Source organism: Sphingomonas albertensis, from assembly GCF_014358075.1.
Lineage (GTDB): Bacteria > Pseudomonadota > Alphaproteobacteria > Sphingomonadales > Sphingomonadaceae > Sphingomonas > Sphingomonas albertensis.
The window spans coordinates 1-17,182 of sequence record NZ_JACONT010000059.1 but is presented as its reverse complement, the minus strand read 5'-3'; the positions used below and the strand labels follow the sequence as shown (position 1 = coordinate 17,182).

Annotated in this window: 10 protein-coding genes; 4 read left to right on the top strand and 6 right to left on the bottom strand. The window is 65.9% G+C overall.

Annotated features, from left to right (window positions below):
• Window positions 1–271: 271 nt before the first annotated feature.
• The 6 genes from H8S47_RS17815 to H8S47_RS17790 all read right to left on the bottom strand — a co-directional run bounded on the left by H8S47_RS17815 (window position 272) and on the right by H8S47_RS17790 (window position 12,989).
• Window positions 272–2,104, bottom strand: a complete 1,833-nt coding sequence (locus H8S47_RS17815) for a M2 family metallopeptidase (protein WP_187505115.1) — start codon at window positions 2,102–2,104, stop codon at window positions 272–274.
• Between the two features lie 218 nt (window positions 2,105–2,322).
• Window positions 2,323–3,111, bottom strand: coding sequence for an alpha/beta fold hydrolase (locus tag H8S47_RS17810; protein WP_398456798.1), 789 nt, complete (start codon window positions 3,109–3,111; stop codon window positions 2,323–2,325).
• A gap of 139 nt (window positions 3,112–3,250) precedes the next feature.
• A complete protein-coding gene (locus H8S47_RS17805) occupies window positions 3,251–8,065 on the bottom strand; it encodes a beta strand repeat-containing protein (protein ID WP_187505113.1) in 4,815 nt (1,604 codons plus the stop codon).
• 517 nt (window positions 8,066–8,582) lie between these two features.
• On the bottom strand, window positions 8,583–9,608 hold the full coding sequence (locus tag H8S47_RS17800) for an aspartate-semialdehyde dehydrogenase (RefSeq protein WP_187505112.1): 1,026 nt from the start codon (window positions 9,606–9,608) through the stop codon (window positions 8,583–8,585).
• A gap of 339 nt (window positions 9,609–9,947) precedes the next feature.
• Window positions 9,948–10,664, bottom strand: coding sequence for an MgtC/SapB family protein (locus tag H8S47_RS17795; RefSeq protein WP_107954836.1), 717 nt, complete (start codon window positions 10,662–10,664; stop codon window positions 9,948–9,950).
• 6 nt (window positions 10,665–10,670) lie between these two features.
• Window positions 10,671–12,989 (bottom strand): S9 family peptidase, encoded by a 2,319-nt coding sequence (locus H8S47_RS17790; RefSeq protein ID WP_187505111.1) that lies wholly within the window; start codon window positions 12,987–12,989, stop codon window positions 10,671–10,673.
• Between the two features lie 263 nt (window positions 12,990–13,252).
• Here H8S47_RS17790 and H8S47_RS17785 point away from each other — a divergent pair, with 263 nt between their 5' ends.
• The 4 genes from H8S47_RS17785 (at window position 13,253) to H8S47_RS17770 (ending at window position 17,089) form a co-directional block, all read left to right on the top strand.
• A complete protein-coding gene (locus H8S47_RS17785) occupies window positions 13,253–13,933 on the top strand; it encodes a DUF6975 family protein (protein WP_235983037.1) in 681 nt (226 codons plus the stop codon).
• 67 nt (window positions 13,934–14,000) lie between these two features.
• On the top strand, window positions 14,001–14,855 hold the full coding sequence (locus H8S47_RS17780; protein ID WP_187505110.1) for an AAA family ATPase: 855 nt from the start codon (window positions 14,001–14,003) through the stop codon (window positions 14,853–14,855).
• 104 nt (window positions 14,856–14,959) lie between these two features.
• The gene (locus H8S47_RS17775) at window positions 14,960–16,474 is read left to right on the top strand and encodes a glycosyltransferase family 39 protein (protein ID WP_187505109.1); all 1,515 of its coding nucleotides are present in this window, start codon (window positions 14,960–14,962) and stop codon (window positions 16,472–16,474) included.
• A gap of 48 nt (window positions 16,475–16,522) precedes the next feature.
• Entirely contained in the window at window positions 16,523–17,089 is a 567-nt protein-coding gene (locus H8S47_RS17770; protein WP_187505108.1) for a CHAP domain-containing protein, read from the top strand.
• The last annotated feature ends 93 nt before the right edge of the window (window positions 17,090–17,182 follow it).

Sequence of the window (17,182 nt, the reverse complement as noted above, 5' to 3'; positions counted from 1 at the left end):
CGAAGGCCGGGGCCCAGTTGGGGGGCGCTGCTAACCGAGCGATGCGTCTAGTTACTCTGGACGTTCCAACTGGGCCCCGGCCTTCGCCGGGGTGGTCCATATCGTCTGGCAGTAACGCAGATTATCTCGCCCCGCACTTTCCCCGTTCCCCCGCGGGGGCGGGGGCCCAGCTAAAACCGCAGTAGCGTTCGTGGCCCTGGACCCCCGCCTCCGCGGGGGAACTAGGAGTTAGCGGGCGAACGTCAGCTGGCGATAAGCCAACGCTCCCCCCTTACCACCCAGTCGGCTTCCCCTTGTTCTGCACGTCGAGCCATTTCTTCAACGGTGCGAAGTACTCCACCAGTGCCGCGCCCGACATCTCGCGGCTGCCGGTGAATACCTGCAGCGCATCCGGCCACGGCTTGGACTGCCCCATGCTCAGCATCGCGTTCAGCTTCGTGCCGACCGTCTTGTTGCCGTAGAACGAGCAGCGATGCAGCGGTCCCTTCCAGCCGGACTGGTCGCACGCCGCCTTGTAGAACTGGAACTGCAACACCCGCGCCAGGAAGTAGCGCGTGTATGGCACCGCCGCCGGGATATGGTATTTGCCGCCAGCATCGAACTTGGTCTCGTCGCGCGAGACCGGCGGTTTGATCCCCTGATACTGGAGCCGCAGCTTGTCCCACGCCGCTTGATAGCCGGTCGCCGGGATCTCGCCCGAGAACACGCCCCAGCGCCATTTGTCGATCAGCAGCCCGAACGGCAGGAACGCGACCTTGTCCATCGCCTGACGCAGCAGCAGCCCGATGTCCTTGTCCGCGCTCGGCACCTTCGCCTGATCGAGCAGGCCGATCTTCACCAGGTAATCCGGCGTGATCGACAGCGCGACGGTATCGCCGATCGCCTCGTGGAAGCCGTCGTTCGCACCGTTCTTGTAGAGCATCGGCTGCGCCTTGTACGCGCGCTGATAGTAATTGTGGCCGAGCTCATGGTGGATCGTGACGAAGTCGTCCGCGTTCACCTTCGTGCACATCTTGATCCGGATATCATCCTGGTTGTCGAGATCCCAAGCCGATGCGTGACAGATCACGTCGCGGTCGGCGGGCTTGGTGATCTGCGACCGCTTCCAGAACGTCTCCGGCAGCGGTGCGAAGCCGAGCGACGAGTAGAACCCCTCGCCCTGCTTCACCATTTTCAGCGGGTCATAGCCCTTGGCCTTCAGCAAATCGCCGGTGTCGTAACCGACGTCGCCTGCCCCCTTCGGCGCGACGATATCGTAGATATTGCCCCACTCCTGCGCCCACATGTTGCCGAGCAGGTCGCTGCGGATCGGCCCGGTCTTGGCCTGCACCGCGTCGCCGTATTTCTCGTTGAGCTTCCACCGCGTGTAGGTGTGGAGCGCCATGTAGAGCGGCTCGACCTCTTTCCAGATCTTGTCGGTGAGCGCCGCGAACTGCTCCGGCGTCATGTCGTAGCCCGAGCGCCACAGCGCGCCGACGTCCTTGTAGCCCAGCTCGCGCGCGCCTTCGTTGGAGATCGCGGTCATCTTGGCATAGTCGCCGCGCATCGGCGCACCGACCTTGTCGTTCCAGCTCGTCCACATCTCCTGCAGCTTCGCCGGATCGCGGCTCTCACCCATCGCCGCCTCGATATCCGAGCCGTTGATCGGCTTGCCGTCGAGCGTGCCCATGCCCTTGCCGTAGAAGGACGACATCTTGGTCGTCAGCGTCGACAGCTCTTCGGACGCGCCCGCGCGCGTCGGGGCGGGCAGCGTCAGGCCGCCGCGCAACAGGTCGAGCTTGCGCTTGGTGTCGAACGAAAGCCCCGGGAGGGACGCATAGCGGGCAGCGCCGAGCGCGTACTTCACGCCGAGATCGGTCATCTCCGCGCCCGACTTCGCGGCCAGCGCATCGGTATCGTCGGTGATGTAGGTCGCGTTGACCCACGCGACGCGCGACGCATCGACCGACTTCGCGGCGAACACCCGCTCCGCCTCGGCGACGAAGGCATCCGCCTGCGCGACGGTCGGCTTGCCGGCAGCGGCGGGTTGTGCGGTCTGGGTCTGCGCGGCGACGGGTACGGCGATCGCGCACGCCAGCGCGATCAGAGAAACGGTACGGATCATGGATTTCCCCTGGATTATGCGGCCAGAGTGATGGCCCGCCGCCGCCCGGTCAACCCGCCTATCACCTGATCCTTGCGATCCTCCCACGCCAGGGGGAGGTGGCGCCGAAGGTGATGGAGGAGGAGGAAAGCGATCACATCCGTTGCGTGTCCTCCCCCTCCGTCTGGCAAGCGCCAGCCACCTCCCCCTGGCGGGGGAGGATTGAAGAGCGGGTCGAGTCAGGCGGCGAGGAAGTCAGCGATCGCCTGGCCGAGTTCGGGCTTTACCACCGCGCTCATGTGGCCGCCGGGGGTCTCCACATAGGTCCCGTGCGGCAGGATCGCCGCGAGGTCGGGGGCCGAGCCATTGTCCTGGTCCTCGCTGCCGCACACGACCAAAGTCGGCTGCTGGATCGCCTTCACCGACTCCAGCGGCGTGTCGGCGAACGTCTCGAGGATGCCGAGCAGTGCGACCGGATCGCCGCCGGTGGTCTTCAGGAATGCCTCGGCCAGCCATTCCGGCGTGCCCTGAACATGCTGCCCAAGCCGGGTGAGGATGTTGCGGAAATGCCCGGCACGGCGCGATGTCTGGGTCAGCCCTTCGAGGCCCATGCCGGAGAAGATCACGCGGCGCGGCGTCGCGCCGGTCGCGAGCATCCGCGACGTCGTTCGCGCGCCGAGCGAATAGCCGCCAAGGTCGTAATCGGTCAGCCCGAGGTGCGCGACCAGGGCATGCCCGTCCTGCGTCAACGCATCCGCCGGATAGGCTTCGAGCCCATGCGGCTTGTCGCTGTCGCCGTGCGCGCGCAGATCCGGCATGATCACGCGGAACCCTTTTGCGGCGATCTTCGCGGCATGGCCGTAACGGATCCAGTTGGTCTTCGCGTCGGAGAAATAGCCATGGATCAGCACCACCGGCCTCGCATCTTTCGTGTCGGGGCCAACCTCCCGCCACGCGATCCGCGTGCCGTCGAAGCTCTCGAAATACCGGACTTCGGAAGTTTGGGTCTCGCTCGGGGTGATGGCCACGGTCTCATCCTGCAATGGTGTCGCGGCCAGTTCGGAGCGCGCGTGCGGTCTGTCAACGCCCGCCAACGAAAACGGGCGACCTGAAGGCCGCCCGTCTCGCATCCCGGTAACGGAACAGAACTGCCGCCAAATGTGGCCGTCAGAACTGGTATCCGATCCCGCCCGCTCCGCCGGCACGGCCCTGCGAATCGTAGGTGCCGCTGAGCTTCACCACGGTGTGCCCGTCGTTGAACGCCTTCGACATGCCGACCGCGACTGCCGACTGTCCGGCATAGGTGCCGCCGCCGATCGCGACCATTCCCTTGCCGGCTTCATAGGCCTGCGGCAGCCCGGCGGCGGCGAGTGCGCTAGACGTGCCGGCATAGCTGTCGCGACGGACCGCACGGAGGTCGAAGTCGAGCGCCGCGATCCGTCCGTCGGTGTAGCTGTTCGCCTGCGTCACCGCCGAGTTGATGCCGGAGTTGAGCTGTCCGACATTGACCGCGTCGGTGGTCGATACGCCCGCCGCGACGTTGCTGAGCACGGTTGCCGCGCCACCTGCGTTGAACGTCACGTTGGTCCGCCCGGGACCGTATTGGACCGAGTTGCCGCCGAGCGCCAAGGCGCTGTCCGCGGTACCCTGCGCCGTCGCGACCGCCTGGTTGGTGGTGTAAAGCTGACCGCCATTCACCGCATCGGTCGAGCCCGCCGCAAGCGCCGCCGCAGCCACGTTGGTCACGGTCACCGGGGCCGCCGCATTGCCACCGGCCAGCGTCACGGTATTGGTCCGCGCGCCGCTCGCATCGGTGTTGTACGACACCGCGTTCACGGAGGTCAGCGCCAGTGCGTACACCTGCCCGCCATTGACCGCGTCGGTCGAGCCCGCCGCGATCGAACCGCTCGCGACGTTGTGCAGCCCGACCGGCCCGGCCGCCGCACCGACCAAAGTCAGGTCGTTGGTGGGCGTGCCGCCATTGGGCGTCGTGGGGCTGCCGGGGTTGGAATATTGCACCGTCCCGATCGCGCCGTTGTTGATATCGTTGCCGAGGTTGGTGACCGCGGTGCTGACATTGGTCACCGAAGCGCCGAGATTGGCGACGCTACCCCCGAGATTGGTGACCGTGGTCGACAGGTCGGTCACCGTATTGCCGAGATTGGTGATAGCCGTGGTGTTCGAGGCGACCGCCTGATTGGTGGCGGCGAGTTGCGCGCCGTTCACCGCATCGGTCGACGTGGCGTTGATCGCGCCCGCCGCGACATTGCTGATCGTCGTGCCGCCTGCTCCGCCGAGCGTCACCGAGGTCTGTGCGGCATTGTCGTAGCTCACGCTGTTCGTCGCCACCTGGCCGATCTGCCCGCCCACGCCGGCAAGCGCATCGCCGACATTGGTATAGGTCGTGCCGTTTACGACATAGCTCGGACCGGTGATCGCGCCGGTCGTGACGTTGTACGCCGCGCCGCCGCCCAGGCTTGCGACGAACGCATTGCCCAGCGTGTTCGACACACCGCGCAACTGCGCGACGTTGACCGCGTCGGTATCCTCGCTGCCGGCGCCGACGCCGGTGATCTGGCGCGTGCCAAGCGGCGCGAACGCCCCGGTGGCAGGATCGATATAGTCGGCGGTGCGGGCAACCGCGATCTCGCCGATCGAGGATTGCGCGCCGGTGACGCCGAACGCGGTGTAGCTCGCGACCCCACCGCGCAACGTCGAGGAGGCGCTGCCCAGCGCGACGCTGTTTTCGAGATTGGCGATCGCCCCTGCGCCGAGCGCGGTCGAGGCGAACGCGGTGGCCGACGAGAGCGTACCGAGCGCGGACGAACCGAAGCCGGAAGCAATCGAGCGTTCGCCGACGGCAAGCGTATAGTCCGCCGACGCCGATGCGGCGGTGCCGAGCGCCGTCGCGTTCAGACCGCTCGCGGCCGAGTTGTTACCGAAAGCAGCGGCGAAGTCCCCCGTGGCGGTGCTGGCGTTGCCGACCACCAGCGTGTTGACACCGCCGGTCACGATGTCCGAGCCGAAGGCGAGCGAGCCGTCGCCGGTCACCTGGTTGCGGTTGCCGAGGGCCAGCGCGCCAAGACCGTTGACGACATTGCTCGTGCCGATCGCGATCGTCCCGTTGCCGGTCACCTGGTTGGTCTGGCCGATCGATACCGATCCGTTGCCCGTGGCGAAGTTGGTGTCGCCCAGCGCTACCGCGCCGATCCCCGTTGCCTGGTTGTCGCGGCCGAGCGCGACCGCACCGTCGCCGGTCGCGATATTGGGATCGCCGATCGCCACCGCGCCGTTACCGGACGCGATATTGGCGAAACCGATCGACACCGCCCGGCCGGCGATCGCGCTGGACCCGTCGCCGATCGCCACCGATCCCGCACTGGAGGCGACCGTGTTGCGCCCGGCGGCGATGGAACCATCGGCACTGGCGAAGGCGTTCGGGCCGATCGCCGTGGAATCGGTGCCGAGCGCCCGCGCATCCGCCATGACCGAGGTCGCCTTGAAATAGCGCAGATCGGATGCCGTCGGCATGCCGCCGATCGATGTTTGGATCGCGGACACGGCACCCTGCACGCTGCCATAGGTGGTGCCGCCATAGAGGATGCCCGCAGCCACCGTGCCCGTGACCGGATCGTAGGTCGAGTTCCCGCCGAGGGCGGAGGCAAAGCTGCTGCCCAGGCCGAACAGCTGCCCGCCATTGACCGCATCCAGGCTGCCGGCGCCAAGCACACCGGCACCGACGTTGGTGATGCGCTGCGCCGCCCCACCGCGGTTCGCATTGAACGCTTGCAGCGTGCTGTCGTACAGCAAGGCGTCGGTTTGAAGGCCCGTAACGCTGGTGTTAATGTTGGCGATGTTGGTCGTGTTGATCGCCACCGCATCGTTGGTGGCGCCGAGCTGTGCCCCGTTCACCGCGTCGGTCGAGCCCGCGCCGAGCGTCCCCGCCGCGACATTGGTGATCTGCTGCGCCACCCCGCCGCGCCCGGCATTGTAAGCCTGCAGCGTGCCGTCATAGAGCAGGGCGTCGGTCTGGAGCGCGGTGACGCTGGTCGAGACGTTGGCGATATTGGTGGTGTTGATCGCCACTGCATCGTTGGTGGCGCCGAGCTGTGCCCCGTTCACCGCGTCGGTCGAGCCCGCACCGAGCGTCCCCGCCGCGACATTGGTGATCTGCTGCGCCACCCCGCCGCGCCCGGCATTGTAGGCCTGCAGCGTGCCGTCATAGAGCAAGGCATCGGTCTGAAGCGCGGTGACGCTCGTCGAGACGTTGGCGATGTTGGTGGTGTTGACCGCCACCGCATCGTTGGTGGCGCCGAGCTGTGCCCCGTTCACCGCGTCGGTCGAGCCCGCGCCGAGCGTCCCCGCCGCGACATTAGTGATCTGCTGCGCCACCCCGCCGCGCCCGGCATTGTAAGCCTGCAGCGTGCCGTCATAGAGCAGGGCGTCGGTCTGGAGCGCGGTGACGTTCGTCGAGACGTTGGCGATGTTGGTGGTGTTGGTCGCCACCGCATCGTTGGTGGCGCCGAGCTGCGCGCCGTTCACCGCGTCGGTCGAGCCCGCACCGAGCGTCCCGGCCGCAACGTTGGTGATCTGCTGCGCCACCCCGCCGCGCCCGGCATTGTAGGCCTGTAGCGTACCGTCATAGAGCAGGGCGTCGGTCTGGAGCGCGGTGACGCTGGTCGAGACGTTGGCGATGTTGGTCGTGTTGATCGCCACCGCATCGTTGGTCGCGCCGAGCTGCGCGCCGTTCACCGCATCGGTTGAGCCCGCGCCGAGCGTCCCCGCCGCGACGTTGGTGATCTGCTGCGCCACCCCGCCGCGCCCGGCATTGTAGGCCTGCAACGTGCCGTCATAGAGCAAGGCATCGGTCTGGAGCGCGGTGACGCTTGTCGAGACGTTCGCGATATTGGTGGTGTTGATCGCCACCGCATCGTTGGTCGCGCCGAGCTGCGCGCCGTTTACCGCATCGGTGCTGCCCGCGCCGAGCGTCCCCGCCGCGACGTTGGTCAGCGCGACGGGGGGCAAGCCCGCGCCGACCCCGCCAAGCGTCACGCTGGTCCGGCTTGGATCGTCATACTGCACCCCGCCGCTTGCGACCGTACCGATCTGCGCCTGGACGCCTGCGAGTTGGCTGACGTTGACCGCATCGGTATCCGCCGAACCTGCCGCGACGTTAGTGATCTGTCGCTGGGCGGTTGCGGTGCCTACCGAGACTTCGCCCGCCGAGGTCTGTGCGGCGGCCAGGCCGATGGCGGCATAGTTCGCCAACGGTCCGCGTGCGGCCTGGCTGCCTGCACCCAGTGCGACGCCGTTCACGCCAGTGGCGCTCGCATCCGTGCCCAACGCCATCGCCCCAGTTGCGCCGGCACCGACGTTCGCGCGCGTGCCGAACGCGACCGAACCGACCGCCGTCGCGGCCGTGGTTGCCGAATTGCCAAACGCGACCGAACTCAGTTCGCCCGCCGACGCGTCCAGCCCGGTAGCGCCGAGTCCGGTAATGCGGTTGCCACCGATCGAGATGCCGGCCGGGTCGCGCAACGAGAAGCTGTCCGCCTGCGTATCGCACCGGTCGTTCGGCCCGACGACCTGCCCGTTCGAATTCAAGACCTGCAACGTGATGTTGTTGCCTGCCGCCGCGTTGTCCAGCAACCCAGTGGCATTGAGGCTCAGGTCCGGTGTGGTGATCCCGATGTTCACCAATGGAAGCGCGGCGACGAGCCTTACGCTTCCGAGTAGGCCGTTGATCGTGGTTTCGGTTGGCGTCGCAATGCCAGTGATCACCGGACGCAGGATGTCAGTGACCACCGATCGCGGCAGGCTGACCCCCGAACACGCGCCAACAATGTTGGGGGCGGGCGTCGTCTGCGCCGTAGCGGACTGCGCCGCGAACAGCGTGGTGGCAGCCAGCCCGAGCAGCGACACGCCGCCGCGCATCTGCCGTAGGAGCCGAGTGTCGCGCCGCGGCCGGGCGGTTTGGTGCATCCCGGATGGGGTTACACCCGAATTCCGAGCTTCCGATGCATTCCCATAAGCCGACGCGATAGACATGCCGATAACCTCCTCAAGCGACTGCAAATGCAGCCCAACCGTCACCGGACACTGGTTGTCTGCCAACCTAGTGACCGGAACGTGGGAAACCTCGGCCCGTGATTACTAACAGCAAGTTACCTATTAAAACGGCTTTGATATCTAGCCAATATCAAGTGTATTCAATTTTTATACTTATATCGGTTACAGTGAATAGCATTACGGTTTATCAATATTGAACTTTACTACGTATCTTAATAGATGCACTTCTGAACGGAGATCGACATTCCACCCAGAACGCAACAAGTCTCACGGGGAGATCAATCGTCGAAATGGGTCTAACTGCCGCGAGACGGGCGCGAAATAATTTTGCGCACCCGCCGGATACGCAAAAACCGCGCCGCCATTCTGGATGGCGACGCGGTCAGGCGGATCGAAGCGGTTGATATCGGGGCGAATCGCCTTGGGCGGTTTACGCCTTTTGCAGATGCCTGCGCCCAAGCAGTTCGGCGATCTGGACCGCGTTCAGTGCCGCACCCTTGCGAAGGTTGTCGCTCACGCACCACAGGTTGAGGCCGTTCTCGACGGTCGGATCCTCGCGCACGCGGCTGATATACGTCGCGAAGTCGCCGACGCATTCGATCGGCGTGATGTAGCCGCCGTCCTCGCGCTTATCGACCAGCATGATGCCGGGTGCCTCGCGGAGGATGGTCTGCGCCTCCTCCGCCGAGATCTCGTTCTCGAACTCGATGTTGATCGCTTCCGAATGGCCGACGAACACCGGCACGCGGACGCAGGTCGCGGTGACCTTGATCTTCTTGTCGAGGATCTTCTTGGTCTCGACGACCATCTTCCACTCTTCCTTGGTCGAGCCGTCGTCGAGGAAGCTGTCGATGTGCGGAATGACGTTGAACGCGATCTGCTTGGTGAACTTCTTCGGCTCGGCCGGATCGCCGACGAAGATGTTGCGGCTCTGCTCGAACAGCTCGTCCATGCCTGCCTTGCCCGCGCCCGACACCGACTGATAGGTCGAGACGACGACGCGCTTGATCACCGCCGCGTCGTGCAGCGGCTTCAGCGCGACGACCATCTGCGCGGTCGAGCAGTTCGGGTTGGCGATGATGTTGCGGACCTTGTAGCCGTCGATCGCCTCGGGGTTCACCTCAGGCACGATCAGCGGCACGTCGGGGTCCATGCGGTAGAGCGACGAATTGTCGATCACGACGCAGCCGGCGGCGGCGGCGATCGGTGCATAGACCGCAGTGCCCTCCGAGCCGATCGCGAACAGCGCCATGTCCCAGCCGTTCCAGTCGAAATGCTCGATGTTCTGGCATTTGATCTGCTTGCCGGTGTCGCCGTAATCGACCATCAACCCCTGGCTGCGCGACGACGCGACGCAGGCGATCTCGTCCGCCGGAAACTCGCGCTCCGCCAGGATATTGAGCATCTCGCGCCCGACATTGCCGGTCGCCCCTGCGACCACCACCCGATAACCCATGTCTTAACTCCGATTGGACTTGGGCGGGCAGTACCGACGTTGCGTAGCGAGGTCCAACGGCTTTCGACTTGTTGCGCGGATAGAGGGGGTTTGAGGGGTGGATCGTAGCGACGGTTGCACCTGCTTCCTTGTTCCCCCGCGAAGGCGGGGGAACAAGCGAGTGCTCAGCGATGTGGATCAGCACCTGCCCCAGGAGTAGCACCACCCCGGCGGAGGCCGGGGCCCAATTGGAAAGGTCGCAGTAACAGGGGACCGCACTCCGTTAGCGATGTTCCCCAATTGGGCCCCGGCCTTCGCCGGGGTGGTGCTGGAGAATGGATGGCGGTCCCGCTCACGCCCTCAATCGTGCGTACGCGCCTGCCAAGTCGCATGCTCGATCCCGTGCACCTTAGCCAGGTGATCGGTAATCGCATCCAGCTCCTCCGCCGGCACGTTCGTCGCCACCAACGTCGCAGCAATCTCCACCCGGTCCTCCCCCCGCTCGGTGACGTCCAGCTCCGCCACCTGCAACTGCGCAGCCTCCAGATGCTCGACCACCAAATCGCCGATCGGCCCGGCATCCCCCGCGGCCGCCGTCACCATCACGCTATAGGTGGCCTCGATCGTCCGCCCCTCGGTCGGGATCCGGTTGATCCCGTCGACCAGCGGCCGCAGCGCGGTGTTCGCCAGCAGCACCACGAACGTCAGCAACCCCGCCTCCGCGATCATGTCGCTGCCTGCGCACGACCCCACCGCCGCCGAACACCAGAGCGTCGCCGCGGTGTTGAGCCCGCGGACGTTCATGCCCTCCTTCATGATCACGCCCGCGCCGAGGAAGCCGATCCCCGACACGACATAGGCGATGATTCGGATCGACTCGACGTCGCCGCCCAGCCGCTGCCCGAGATCGACAAACGCCGCCGATCCGAGCGCGACCAGCGTGTTCGTCCGCAACCCCGCGGTCCGCTGGCGATATTGCCGCTCCGCCCCGATCAGCGTCCCGAATACGAATGCGGCAATATAGCTCACCACCGTGTCGAGGAACGGCCACAGGTGGAACGTCTCAACGAACCGCATCGGCGTTTACTTCACCGGCGCCGCAACCGCCTCTGCCACCGGCTTGTCCTTCACCGTCCGGTCGAGGAAGTTCAGGATCGTCCCCCAGACATGCTCGCTGATCCCCGGCCCCGACACGCGGTGCGTGTAGCCGGGGTAGAACATCATCTCGAACGGCGTCGCGGTCGCCTGCATTCTTGCTGCGACCTTGGTCGAATTGTCGAGGAACACGTTGTCGTCCGCCATGCCGTGGATCAGCAGCAACGGATCGACGATCTTGTTCGCCTCCTCGACCGCGGCCGACGTCGAGTAGCTCGCCGGGTCCTTCGCCGGATCGCCGAGGTAGCGCTCGGTGTAATGCGTGTCGTACAACTGCCAGTCGGTGACCGGCGCGCCGGAAACAGCGGCCGCATACACGCCCGGCGTCTTCTCAAGCATCTTCAGCGACATATAGCCGCCATAGGACCAGCCATAGGTCGCGATCTTGCTCGGCTCGACGAACGGCAGCGACTTCAGGTAGTTCGCACCCGACAGCTGGTCCTCGACCTCGACCGTCCCCATCGCATGATAGATCTGGTCCTCGAACGCCTTGCCGCGATTATACGAACCGCGATTGTCGATCTTGAAATAGATCCAGCCGCGATCGACGAGGTACTGCGGCAAGCCGCCCTGCCAGCCGCGCGTGACCTGCTGGCCGGTGCCGGGGCCACCGTAATGCTCGAAGAACACCGGGTATTTCTTGCCCGGCTCCAGCGGCGGCGTGATCATCTCGTAATAGAGAGTCATGCCGTTCTTCGCCTTCAGAGTCCCGAACTTGGTCTCCTGGTGGCTGGCGAGATACGGGTAATAGGGATGCCCCTCGACCACCGCATTCTCGTTGATCCACGAGATCCGCTTGCCGGTCGCGTCCGCCAGATAGACCTGGGTCGGCTGCTTCGGATTCGAGCGCGAGATGATGAAACGGCTCGCGGCCGCGTCCATCGTCGCGCTATTCCACCAGCCCGTTTCGGTCAGCTTGGTGATCGCGTTCGGCTTCGCGACGTCGACCGAATAGAGCTGCTGCTCGAGCACGTCGTCCTTGTTGCCGAGGAAGAACAAGCGGCCCTTCGTCTCGTCGACGCCGACCAGATCGGTGACGACCCAGTCGCCCTTGGTCATCTGCGTCCACTTGCCCGACGCGAACCGGTAGAGATGCCCGTAGCCGCTGCGCTCGGACCGCCAGATCAGGCTGCCGTCCTCGAGCACATGATAGGCGTCGGACAGGTTGAGCCAGCTCTTCACGCCCGATTTCTCGGTGAACAGGACGGTGGACTTGCCCGTCGCCGGATCGACGCGGAGCATCTCGAGCAGCTTCTGGTCGCGGCTCTGGCGCTGGACCAGCAGCATCCGGCCATCCGGCGTCCAGTCGACGCGGGCGAGATAGATGTCGGGGTTGGTGCCGAGATCGACCTTCACCTGCCCCGAGCCATCGGGCTTCATGATATACAGGTCGACCAGCACGTTGGGCGTGCCAGCGGCGGGATAGCGCTGCTCGTAGACCTTGGTCCCGGTCGCGCCGATCGACGCACGCGTGGCGGTGTGGACCGGGGCTTCGTCGAACCGCTCGACCGCGACATATTGCTCGTCGGGCGACCACCAATAGCCGGTGCGGCGATCCATTTCCTCCTGCGCGACGAACTCCGCCTCGCCGAAATGCACCGTGCCGCCCCCACCGGTGGTGACGGCGCGCGCGGCGCCACCGCTCAGCGGCTGGACGAACACGTTCTGATCGCGGACGAACGAGACGAAGCCGCCCTTGGGGCTGACCACCGGATTCAGTTCGCCGCCGGGCGTGTTGGTCAGCCGCGTGACCTTGCCATCGAGCCCTGCGAGATACAGGTCGCCGTCGAGCGGCACGAGAATCGACTTGCCGTCGGGCGCCCAGTCGTAGGCGACGATGCCCTTCTGTCCGCCGATCCGCGCACGCTCACGCTGCATCTTCTCGGCCTCGGTCAATTCGGCGCCGCTGCCGACCTTCTTCGAATCGACCAACATGCGGGCCTGCCCGGTCGCGGTATCGACGGCCCAGAGATCGAAGCGCTCCTTCTCATCGTCGCGATTGCGCAGCGAGGTCAGCAACGTGCCGTCCGGTGAGAGCCGCACCGCGCGGGGTTGCGATCCCGACAGGTCCGGATTGCCGAACACGCGCGCCATCGTCAGGTCGCCGGGATTCGCCGCCTCGACCGGCCTTGCCGGCTCAGGCGCGGGAGTCGTTGCCGCAGGACCGGCGGCGGGCGTAACCTGATCAGCAGCCATCGCGGCGGTTCCGACCGAAGCAAGCGCAAGCCCGAGCAACCATGTTCGCATCCTGTAGACTCCGTGGGATCATGCCGCCGGATACCGCCCGGCGGCCCGAAGATGTTCGGTGGCGCGTTATCGCGACGGCATGGGGCGACGTAAAGGGGAGACGTGCGGGACGCGTCGCAACGCCGATCTTAACCTGGCCGGGCGCGGACCGCTGAGCATGTGATAATTACCACTGCGTAAACCGCGTCTTTACGCGCTTCGTTTAAACGGACCGACGAGAACCTTGCCGTGGACGTTCGTTCACGGCGCAGCACGACCGGAGTATGATGGTCTCGACCACGGTACCGCAGGGCAACGAGCCCGTAGGCGAGCGCAGCGCATGGCAGGCGCTCGTCCGGCTGGCCGAGGCCGACGGCAGCGTCGCGCACCCGCATTATCGCCGCCTAATTTCGGGTGGGCAGGCGCCCCGCAACCTGTCCGACGCGGTTCACGCGCTGTGCTCGGTGCACGGCGACCATCCCGGCATGATCGCCGATGTTCTGGCAAACGCGGTCCAGCCCGAGGCGCAGGACTGGCTGACCGCCGCCGCCGCTGGATTCGTCGACGAGCGCACCTATCTCGCGCAGCTGACCGCCGCGGTCGGCCCGCTGCCATCGACGCCCGGTCAGGCGGAGACCGAATCGGCGCTGGTCGGCGAACGCCACGCGCTCGAAATGCTCGCCCGGTCCGAACGGCGCGGCTGCGCGACCGGCGCGGTCGCGGCACTGTTGCTGGATTGGGGCTCGATCCGCGGGATGCTCGATATCGCCGCAGAGCGCTTCGGGCTCGCGGCGCCCGCACCGACCTTCCCGTCGAACGCCGGCACCGCAGCGATGATCGCGGCGCTCGGCACTTCGCCCGGTATCCAGCGCGCGATCCTGTTCGGGGCGCAACAGCTTTTCGCGCAGCACCGCGGCCTGTGGTCGCTGCTCGAAGCCCGTGCGAGTGCCCGCGGCGATCTGTAACCGGCTTGCACGGGGCTGCGGAAACCCTCTATCCATACCCGGTATTCAGAACCGGACGGGACATCGCATGAAGCGCTTCGAAGGCACCCAGAGCTACGTCGCGACCGACGATTTGAAAGTCGCGGTCAACGCCGCCGTGACGCTGCGTCGCCCCCTGCTGATCAAGGGCGAACCCGGCACCGGCAAGACCGTGCTGGCCTACGAGATCGCCAAGGCGCTCGGCGCGCCGCTGATCGAGTGGAACATCAAGTCGACCACCAAGGCGCAGCAGGGCCTGTACGAATATGACGCGGTCGCCCGCCTCCGCGACGGCCAGCTCGGCGACGCGCGCGTCCACGACATCGGCAACTATATCCGCAAGGGCAAATTGTGGGAGGCGTTCACGCAGCCCGCCCCGCCGGTCCTGCTGATCGACGAAATTGACAAGGCCGATATCGAGTTCCCGAACGACCTGTTGCAGGAACTCGATCGGATGGAGTTCCACGTCTACGAGACCAAGGAAACGGTGCGCGCGGTCGAGCGCCCGATCGTCATCATCACCAGCAACAACGAGAAGGAACTGCCCGACGCGTTCCTGCGTCGGTGTTTCTTCCACTATATCAAGTTTCCCGATCGCCAGACGATGCAGGCGATCGTCGACGTCCATTTCCCCGGCATCCAGAAGATCCTGGTCAGCAAGGCGATGGACCTGTTCTACGACGTCCGCGACGTGCCCGGCCTCAAGAAGAAGCCGAGCACCAGCGAGTTGCTCGACTGGCTGAAGCTCCTCCTCCACGAGGACATGCCACTCGACATCCTCCAGGACCGCGACCCGACCAAGGCGATCCCCCCGCTCCACGGTGCGCTGCTAAAGAACGAGCAAGACGTCATGCTGTTCGAACGCCTCGCGTTCATGGCGAAACGGCAGAAGAACCAGGGGTAAGGACGACCTTAACCTCACCGCGCCATAGCTGCCGGACCGTTTCAATCCTCCCCCGCAAGGGGGAGGTGGCGCCGTAGGCGACGGAGGGGGAGGACACGAAACCGATGTTACCCCTTGCCGCCCCCTCCGTCAGGCTTCGCCTGCCACCTCCCCCTGGCGGGGGAGGATCGACAGGTTCGGGCGTACGCACTCCGCGAACCTTCCACAGGGCACTCGCGCTCGCCGCAATTACCCTCCTCGGCCTCGGCCTTCGCCTGTGGAGTGCCCGCGGCGGCCTGTGGGTCGACGAGGCCTGGTCGGCGGTCATGGTCGAGCGCGCGCGGACCCCGCTCGGCATCTTCACGGCGATCAATCATGACAACAACCATCACCTGAACAGCCTGTGGATGTGGCTGGTCGGCTACGGCGCCCCACCGCTCGCGCTGCGCGCACTGTCGATCGCCACCGGCACCGCGACGATCCTGGTCGCCGCCGCGATCGGCGCACAGCGCAGTCCCCGTCACGCGCTCGTCGCGGCCGCACTCGTCGCGGTGTCACCGATCATGGTCGATTACGGCTCGGAAGCGCGCGGCTACATGCCGATGCTGCTCGCACTCATGACGATGATCTGGCTCGTCCTGCGCTGGCTGGACGTGGGGGCCGACCAACGCCCGCCGCGGTGGCGCCTGGTCCTGCTCGCCATGCTCGGACTGTTGTCGCAACTGACGATGGTCTTCGGGATCTGCGCTATCGTCCTGTGGGTCGCGGTGTCGTTGCGAAGCCGGCATCGCGCAGACCTTGCAACAGCCCGCACGATCCGTCTCCTTCTACCGGTGATCGTCGCGACCGCTGCCGTGTTCGGATTCGTGCTGGGGGCCGCAGCGGTGAGCCCGACCGGAATGCAGGTCGGCGATTACGTCGCGTTTTCACTCCCCGCGATGGGCCGAGCGCTCGTCGTCATGGTCGCGGCCAGCATTGGCGGACTCGCCGCACCGACCTGGATCGCGGGCGTCGCGACGATCGCCATCGCATTTGCTCTCGTGACGATCGTCCGGAAACGCGATCCGGCCGCAATCTTCTACCTCGCCGCGATCGTCGGTCTGCCGCTCGGCCTCGCCGTCCTCCGCGTCGGCAATACCGGCATGCCGCGCTATTTCCTCCTTTCCTCACTGGCGCTGATCCTGTTGCTCGCCGGACTGCTCGCCGACGGTCTCGGCAAACGGGGCGGGATCCGCCTCATCTGCGCAATTCTCCTCGGCACGATCGTCGTCGCCAGCATCCACGACGATCTCTCCCAGGCCGCACTTCGCCGCGGCGACACCGGCGCGGCGATCACGACGATGGCAGCGATCAGTCCGGCAGGCGCCGCTGTGCTCGTCGACCACCTCCGCCCAATCGCGACGTTACGCGTGGCAGCGGCGGAACGCGACTACCCGCTTAAGATTGCGCAGGATTGCCCTGCCCCGACGTTCCTCCATGTCGATTTCGGCGACGATGCACCGGCATCTCCAGCGACGGTCCGATGCGGGATACGCTACCGCCTGGCGGTCGTCCGACGGCGCGCCATCCTCTCCGGGGTGGACTGGGCGCTGTACGTACGCGCCGACCTGCCCGAAAATCGTGGCGAGCGCCTTCGTTAACCATAGCGGGAAACTAGCCGGTCACCTCCCGCTTGGTAGCGTCGAGGCATGAAGCGAATCCCCCGAGCGCTCCTCAGCCTTGCCATCGCCGCCACCGTGGCGGCCAGCGCCAACGCCAGTTCGCTGCTCGACTATGTCGGCCAGTGCGTCCCCTTCGCGCGCGCCGCGTCGGGGATCCAGATCTACGGCAACGCATGGACGTGGTGGGAGCAGGCCGACGGCAAATACGAACGCACGCACGTCCCGAAGGAAGGCGCCGTCATCGTCTTCGCGAAGACCGCACGCCTGCCGTTCGGCCATGTCGCGGTCGTCAGCCGGGTGGTCGAGAAGCGCGTCGTGATGCTGACGCACGCCAACTGGTCGCGGCAGAATGGCGAGCGCGGGCATGCCGAACAGGACGTCACGCTGTTCGACGTGTCGCGCAACAACGACTGGAGCGACGTGAAGGTCTGGTACAAGGATGTCGATGGTCTCGGCGGCGGGATCTATCCGGTCTACGGCTTCATCTACGGCAAGGCCCACGCCGCGCCCGAACTGACCAGCCGCAACCCCGATTATGTCGGCGCACTGATCGACGCGTATGTGCCTGTCAGCGGCAAACCCATCGGGCGCTGACCTCTTCCTCCTTGCTGACTTCCCCCCTCCCTGAAAGGGAGGGGTCGGGGGTGGGTCGGCCCGCTTTGGTCGCAACCGTTTGAATATGCGGAA

Excerpts from the sequence above, each read along its gene's own strand:
- H8S47_RS17815 (WP_187505115.1), bottom strand. The coding sequence starts at position 2,104 with ATGATCCGTACCGTTTCTCTGATCGCGCTGGCGTGCGCGATCGCCGTA.
- H8S47_RS17805 (WP_187505113.1), bottom strand. The coding sequence starts at position 8,065 with ATGCACCAAACCGCCCGGCCGCGGCGCGACACTCGGCTCCTACGGCAG.
- H8S47_RS17800 (WP_187505112.1), bottom strand. The coding sequence starts at position 9,608 with ATGGGTTATCGGGTGGTGGTCGCAGGGGCGACCGGCAATGTCGGGCGC.
- H8S47_RS17795 (WP_107954836.1), bottom strand. The coding sequence starts at position 10,664 with ATGCGGTTCGTTGAGACGTTCCACCTGTGGCCGTTCCTCGACACGGTG.
- H8S47_RS17790 (WP_187505111.1), bottom strand. The coding sequence starts at position 12,989 with ATGCGAACATGGTTGCTCGGGCTTGCGCTTGCTTCGGTCGGAACCGCC.
- H8S47_RS17785 (WP_235983037.1), top strand. The coding sequence starts at position 13,253 with ATGATGGTCTCGACCACGGTACCGCAGGGCAACGAGCCCGTAGGCGAG.
- H8S47_RS17780 (WP_187505110.1), top strand. The coding sequence starts at position 14,001 with ATGAAGCGCTTCGAAGGCACCCAGAGCTACGTCGCGACCGACGATTTG.
- H8S47_RS17775 (WP_187505109.1), top strand. The coding sequence starts at position 14,960 with ATGTTACCCCTTGCCGCCCCCTCCGTCAGGCTTCGCCTGCCACCTCCC.
- H8S47_RS17770 (WP_187505108.1), top strand. The coding sequence starts at position 16,523 with ATGAAGCGAATCCCCCGAGCGCTCCTCAGCCTTGCCATCGCCGCCACC.